General features: G+C 69.1%; 6 protein-coding genes. 2 read left to right on the top strand and 4 right to left on the bottom strand.

Translation table 11 applies throughout. The features are described 5' to 3' along the window. On the top strand, positions 1-813 hold an 813-nt coding region (locus tag AOK08_RS11725), incomplete at its 5' end, for a hypothetical protein (RefSeq protein WP_055525432.1). A gap of 18 nt (positions 814-831) precedes the next feature. Here the strand turns inward: AOK08_RS11725 and AOK08_RS11720 are convergent. From AOK08_RS11720 to AOK08_RS11705, 4 genes are all read right to left on the bottom strand, one after another. Next, positions 832-1,608 (bottom strand): alpha/beta fold hydrolase, encoded by a 777-nt coding sequence (locus AOK08_RS11720; RefSeq protein WP_055525431.1) that lies wholly within the window; start codon positions 1,606-1,608, stop codon positions 832-834. A 9-nt stretch (positions 1,609-1,617) separates the two neighbouring features. Further along, positions 1,618-2,457 (bottom strand): carbohydrate ABC transporter permease, encoded by an 840-nt coding sequence (locus AOK08_RS11715; protein WP_055525439.1) that lies wholly within the window; start codon positions 2,455-2,457, stop codon positions 1,618-1,620. 98 nt (positions 2,458-2,555) lie between these two features. Next, positions 2,556-3,506: a carbohydrate ABC transporter permease gene (locus AOK08_RS11710; RefSeq protein ID WP_055525430.1), complete on the bottom strand. Its 951-nt coding sequence runs from the start codon at positions 3,504-3,506 to the stop codon at positions 2,556-2,558. A gap of 53 nt (positions 3,507-3,559) precedes the next feature. After that, complete coding sequence (locus AOK08_RS11705) at positions 3,560-4,888, bottom strand: ABC transporter substrate-binding protein (protein ID WP_055525429.1); 1,329 nt, start codon at positions 4,886-4,888, stop codon at positions 3,560-3,562. Positions 4,889-5,264: 376 nt separating this feature from the next. Here AOK08_RS11705 and AOK08_RS11700 point away from each other — a divergent pair, with 376 nt between their 5' ends. Beyond that, the gene (locus AOK08_RS11700) at positions 5,265-6,278 is read left to right on the top strand and encodes a hydroxyacid dehydrogenase (protein ID WP_055525428.1); all 1,014 of its coding nucleotides are present in this window, start codon (positions 5,265-5,267) and stop codon (positions 6,276-6,278) included. Positions 6,279-6,286: the final 8 nt, after the last annotated feature.

Below are 6,286 nucleotides of genomic sequence, written 5' to 3'. Positions count from 1 at the left end.
GCCCCCTTCCAACTCCCCTTCCATTACGGAGCCCTGCACCACATCGGGCTTGACTACCTGGTCGATCCGGAGCCGGTGCGCGAACTGCTGGCCAAACACCACCCGGCGCTGAGCGCCGCGGAGTTCGACGGCCGCGCGCTGGTGTCGCTGAACTACCAGCTCTACTTCGCCCAGTACTCCTTCGGCGGCGGCGTCACGCAGGAGATCGAGTGCAACATCGTCGCCTTCCCCACGGCATCCGCCGGCCGGCTGCCCCGCCTGACATACGACGAGTACGCCCACGGCTACGACCAGACCAAGCTGCTCGGCATCGCCCGTATCCATGTCCTGTGCGACAACCCCTTCGCCATCGACGCCGGGCGCAAGCTGTACGCCGAGCCCAAGTACCCCGGCTGGTTCGAGACGACGATGCCCTCCCTCAACGGACCCGCCGGAGACGCCTGGTCGGTGCGCTGCAAGAAGGCTTCCGCCGGCCCGGACGCCGAGACCGTCACCCGCCACGAGGACGACCTGTTCTCCTTCACCGCCGACCTGACGGGCCTGACCCACACCCCGGCGAACAACACCCCGATCACCGGCTACGGCACCGAGGACGGAGGCAGGGCACTGGCCGGGCCGATGAACGTCTACCAGCCCTACCGCCAGTACACCCTCGACCCGGCCACCAGTGCCCGCGTACGACTCACCGTCCACGACACCACGGCGGAGCCCGGCCAGGACCTCACCCGGCTGATCGGCGACACCCCCGCGGCCGGGGCGTGGACCTACCAGTCACCACCGGTCGCCGCCCACAACCGGCCCTACTATCTCTGAGCTTCCTGGGCCGGGCGTTCAGTCCGCCGCCCACCGCTCGATGAGCCGGACGGTGCGGTCGGGACGCTCCTCGTGCAGGTAGTGGCCGGTCCCGGTCCAGTGGTCGACCCGGGATCCGGGCACCCGCAGCGTCGAGCGTTCCCAGTCGGCTGCCTCCGCCGAGGTCCACACCGTGAGGGCGGGGCAGCCGCGGCTCCGCAGGTGCTCCTCGCTGCGCGGGCGGATGCCCACTGCTCCCGGGTCCGTGTACATGCCCGCGTACGCCTGGGCGACGACATGGCCCGGGGTGCCGAGCATGGTGCGGACGTGCGCGGTGCGCAGCCCGGGAGGGGCGGTCGGGGAGAACGCTCCGGCCACCAGCGGTACGGCGGCGCGCGAGCCGTGCTCGCGGTACGCGGCCAGACGGTGCGGGATCTCGTCGAGTTCGGCGCCGTGCGCACCGTGCGCGGGGTCGAGGGCGACGACCGAGCGGACGAGGTCCGGGCGGTGGACGGCGAGCAGGTTCACCACCTGACCGCCCATGGAGTGACCGACCGCCACGACGGGCCCGGTGCCGAGGGCGGTGAGGAGCACGGCGAGATCCCCGGCCATCGCGGCCGGGGTGTTGTCCCGCTCGGGGACGGGGGAGCGGCCGTGGCCCCGGAGGTCGGGCACGATCACCCGGTGCCGTTCGGCGAGGGCGTCGGCGTGCGGCGACCATTCGCGGCCGTCGCCGCCCCACCCGTGCACCAGCAGCACGGCCGGGGCGGCGACGGGCCCCATGACGGTGTGGAAGAGGCCTGCGGCGGCGGTCATCGCTGATCCTTATTTGAGGCTGCCCATGAGGATTCCGCTGCGCCAGTACTTCTGGAGGGTGAACATGAGGACCGCCAGCGGAATGATCGACAGCAGGGAACCGGTCAGGACGAGTGTGTTCATGTCGCGGGCGGTCTGTGCCTGCTGGAGCCAGGAGAAGAGGCCCAGGGTCACGGGGAAGCTGCGCTCGCCGTTGAGCATGAACAGCGGGAGGAAGAAGTTGTTCCAGATGTTGATGAAGTCGAGCATGAAGATGGTGACGCCACCGGTCCGCATCAGTCGCAGGGCGACCGCGAAGAAGATGCGCAGCTCACCCGCACCGTCGATGCGGGCCGCCTCCATCAGCTCCGTCGGCACCGAGCTGTCCGCGTAGACCTTGCCGAGATAGACCCCGAACGGGTTGATGAAGTACGGGATCAGCACCGACCAGATGGTGTTGGTGAGCCCCATCTCGGCGAACACCAGGTAGAGCGGGAACGCCAGCAGCGTGCTGGGGAGCAGCGAGGCCCCGACGACGAGGGCGAACAGGGCGCCCCGGCCGCGATAGTCGTACTTGGCCAGGCCGTATCCGGCGGCGAGCGAGATGAGCGTGGAGCCCGCCGCGCCGAGGGTGGAATAGAGGACGGAGTTCCCGATCCAGCGCAGGAACACACCGTCGTGATAGCTCGCGATCTGCTGGAGGTTGTCCCCGAGGTGGTTGGCGGAGAACAACAGGCCGAACGTGGAGTACAGGTCCGTCTGGTTCTTGGTCGCCGACACCAGCAGGAACCAGGTGGGGGCGAGGGAGTAGACCAGGAAGACGACCAGCAGGCCGGTGGTGAGAGCCACCGCGCGGCGAGTCGGGCGCACTCCGCCCCTGGAGGCCTCCCCGGCCCTGGGGGCCTTCGGCGTACGGCCCGGCACACGGGCCCGGCCCGCCTTGACGGCGCGGTTCATGACATCTCCGGTCATGACATCTTCCTGTTCGTGACGTGATAGAAGACGAAGGCGAGGATGCCGGTGACCACGGCCAGGACCAGCGACTCGGCGGCGGCGTACTGGTAGTTGCCCGTCTTGAACGCCTTGTCGTAGATCTCCATCATCGGAGTGAAGTCGGTGTTGATCGACTCCGGTGCGATCTGCCGCAGCAGGAGCGGTTCCGCGAACAACTGGAGCCGGCCGATGAGCGAGAACATGCCGGTCAGGACGAGGATTCCGGTGATGTTCGGCACCTTGACCGACCAGGCGATACGCCACTCGCGGGCTCCGTCGAGCCGGGCCGCCTCGTACAGCTCCCGTGGCAGCGCCTGCAACGAGGCGGAGATCAGGATCATGTTGAAGCCGATGCCCTGCCAGGTGAGCAGATTGCCCAGCGAGAGATAGGTGTTGAGGCCGCCGAAGAACTCGATGTCCGTGCCGGCGCGGTTCGCGAGGTCGATGATCGGGCTGCCCGTCGGGCTGTAGAGGAACAGCCACATCAGGGCGGAGACCACCGTGGGAATCACGTACGGGATGAGCAGCCCGGCCCGGAAGAAGCGGACCGCCCGCGCGGCGACGCCGTCCAGCAGCAGGGCCAGCACCAGCGAGATGCCCAGCATCACCGCGATCTGCGCCGCGCCGAAGAACAGGGTGCGCAGCATGCTGGCCCAGAACGCGTTGTCGGTGAGGACCGACGCGAAGTTGGCGAAGCCGGTGAAGACGACCCGGGTCGGGCCGAAGCCCAGTCCGGTGCCCTTCTTCTCGTGCAGGCTCTCGTTGAAGGCGTAGACGATCGGCAGGACGTAGGTGAGGAGGAAGCCGACCAGGAAGGGCAGGGCGAACAGCAGGCCCTTGTAGGCTCCCCGTCTCCCCGTGCGGCGGGGGGAGGTCCGCCGGACCGGGGAGCCGGTCGCGGCCGGCGGTCGCGTCAGGGTGGGCACGGATGTCTCCAGGTGAGGTACGCCGGCTGTCTCCGGGCGGGGATCGGGCGGCGTCAGCTACCCGCGACGGCCTTGATGTCCTTGCTGTTCAGGTCGTTCACGGTCCACTTCTGCAGGCCGGTCAGCATGTCCTTGACCGTGAGCTCCTTCTTGATGACCTTGCCCCACTGTTTCTGCATCTCGGAGTACATCGCCGCGTAGTTCGGCCCGTACCGCCACTGGTCGCCGACCCGGGAGGCGGCCGTCTTGATCACCGGGGCGCTGTCGGACTCCTTGTTGAACATGTCGGTCGGGATGATCTTGTCCACGTACGGCGACACGTCGTCGACCGCGGGGAACAGGCCGGACTTGGAAGCCGGGTCCGTGAGCGTGGTCAGGGATTCCTTGTCGCTGGACAGCCAGGCCGCGAACTGGGCGGCGCGGTCGGGGTACTTACAGCCCTTGAGTACGGCGGTGGTGTCGAAGTTGCTGGCGGTCCGCGGCCGGGTCGTGTCGAAGACGGGGGAGTCCGCGAGTTGCCACTTGCCCTTGGACTTGGGGAAGTTGGTGTCGTAGATCGGCAACTGCCAGGTCGATGTCGTCATCGCGATGGTCCTGCCGAGGTCCCAGGTCTTGAAGACGCCGGGGTCGGCGTACGAGGCGTTGGAGGCGAGGTCGTCGTCGACGAGCCGCTGGACGACGTCACCGGCTGCGAGGGCCTCCGGCGAGGTGAAGTCGATCGTCCAGTGGTCGCCGTCCGCCTTGTACCACTGGGCGCCGGCCTGCCAGGACAGGTCGACCAGAGTGCTCGGGTCTTCTCCCGCCATGTTGAAGATCTTGACGTTCTTGTCCTGCTGCCGCACCTTCCGGCCGGCGGCGATCAGGTCGTCCCACGTCTTCGGCGCCTCGATGCCGTACTTCTTGAACAGGTCCGCACGGTAGGCGGTGAACTGCGGAGAGGAGCCCATGGGGATGCCGAAGGTGGCGCCGCCCGGGCTGACCGCGTTCCAGGCCGGGGCGGTGTACCGCTCCTTGTACTGTGCGGCGGTCCTGGTGATGTCGGTGAGCAGGCCGTCCGCGGCGAAGCTCGCCAGGTTCATGCCGTCCATCTTGGACAGACAGGGCGCGGTTCCGGCGTTCACGGCGGCGCGCAGCTTCTGGTACACGGTCTCGCCCGCCGCGTTGACGAACCTGACCTGGGTCTCCGGGTGCCGCTGGTTCCAGACCTTGGTCTGGGCCTCGATTCCGTCGGTCCAGCTCCAGAACTCCAGGGTGACCTTGCCCTCGGTGCTGGGCCGGGCCCCGGCCTCCGTGCCGGCGCCGCCGGAGCAGGCGGCGAGAAGCAGACTCAGGGAAGCGGCTGCGGCCGACGCGGTGAGGGCTCTGGCGCGATAGGTGGTCATCGGTCCTCCACGGGGGACAGGGCGGCGCGTGCGGTGTGGGGGCCGGCGCGGTGGTCGGCGAGGCGAGGCGGCGGGTCCGCTTCCGAAGACCGGAAGGTAACCGTTTGCTGCGTGGACCGTAAAGCGTGGCCGACCGGAACCACAAGAGGGTGAGCCCGGTTTGTTTCGCCGGACTTTCGCCCGCGTTACTCGAAGTGGCGGCTGACCTGCGCTGTCCATTTCCATGCCGATTCGGGGAGCCGCGCGGAGGTGAGGGGAGCACACCTTGTGTAGCGCCGATGTCTCCGGTGAGGCCATTGACCTACGACCGGATCGGTCTCTAGCGTGGAATACGTTTACTCCCCCAGATCGCTCTCCGCATCCAAGCAGGAGTCCCATGCCCAGCCCGCGCCTGCCCTCGGCCGTGTTCGCGATGAACCCGGCGCACCTGCCCGAACTCCTTCCGCCGCACCTGATGGCGAGGCTGGGGGAACTGGTACGCATCGACCCCACGCTCGTGGTGCAGGACTTCACCGAGCCGGCCGCACGGGCGGCGCTCGCCGGGGCCGAGATCCTGATCACCGGATGGGGGTGCCCGCACATCGGCGCCGAGGCGCTGGCCGCCGCGCCCCGGCTGCGTACCGTGCTGCACGCGGCGGGCAGTGTGCGCAGCCTCATCGGGGAGGAGGCCTGGCAGCGCGGACTCGCCGTCTCCAGCGCGGCACAGGCCAACGCGCTGCCGGTGGCGGAATACACCCTCGCCGCGATCCTGTTCGCCGGCAAGAACGCCTTCGGCCTGCGTGAACGCCTCCGGGCCGAGCGGGCCCACCCCGCCTCCACCGGCCACGCGGACATCGGCAACCTCGGCCGGCGCGTCGGAGTGATCGGTGCCTCGCGGGTCGGCCGCCGGGTGCTCGAACTCCTGCGCCCCTTCGAACTCTCGGCCGCCCTGTACGACCCGTACGTGGACGAGGCCGGGGCCGCCGCGCTCGGCGCCGTACCGATGTCCCTGGAGGAGCTGCTGCGCACCAGCGACATCGTCAGCCTGCACGCTCCCGACATCCCGCAGACCTACCGGATGCTGGACCGTGACCGGCTGGCCCTGATCAGGGACGGCGGCGTACTGATCAACACCTCGCGGGGTGCTCTGGTGGACCCCGACGCGCTCACCGACGAGCTCGTGGCCGGGCGGATCAGCGCCGTGCTCGACGTCACCGAGCCGGAGCCGCTGCCAGAGGAGTCCCCGCTCCACCGGCTGCCCAACGTCTTCCTGACCCCGCACATCGCCGGATCGCTCGGCAACGAACTGGAGCGACTCGGCCGCACGGTCGTCGACGAGCTGACGCGCCTCGGCGCGGGACTCCAGCTGGCCCACGCGGTGCACCGGGCGGACCTCGCGATCAGCGCCTGAGCCGTCCG

The organism is Streptomyces graminilatus (assembly GCF_001418565.1).
Lineage (GTDB): Bacteria > Actinomycetota > Actinomycetes > Streptomycetales > Streptomycetaceae > Streptomyces > Streptomyces graminilatus.
Note: the sequence above shows the minus strand (reverse complement) of the source record. Positions and strands in the feature narration are given on the sequence as shown.

What these genes read in the sequence shown, in the direction of transcription:
- AOK08_RS11705 (WP_055525429.1), bottom strand. Translation starts at nt 4,888, where the DNA reads ATGACCACCTATCGCGCCAGAGCCCTCACCGCGTCGGCCGCAGCCGCT.
- AOK08_RS11720 (WP_055525431.1), bottom strand. Translation starts at nt 1,608, where the DNA reads ATGACCGCCGCCGCAGGCCTCTTCCACACCGTCATGGGGCCCGTCGCC.
- AOK08_RS11700 (WP_055525428.1), top strand. Translation starts at nt 5,265, where the DNA reads ATGCCCAGCCCGCGCCTGCCCTCGGCCGTGTTCGCGATGAACCCGGCG.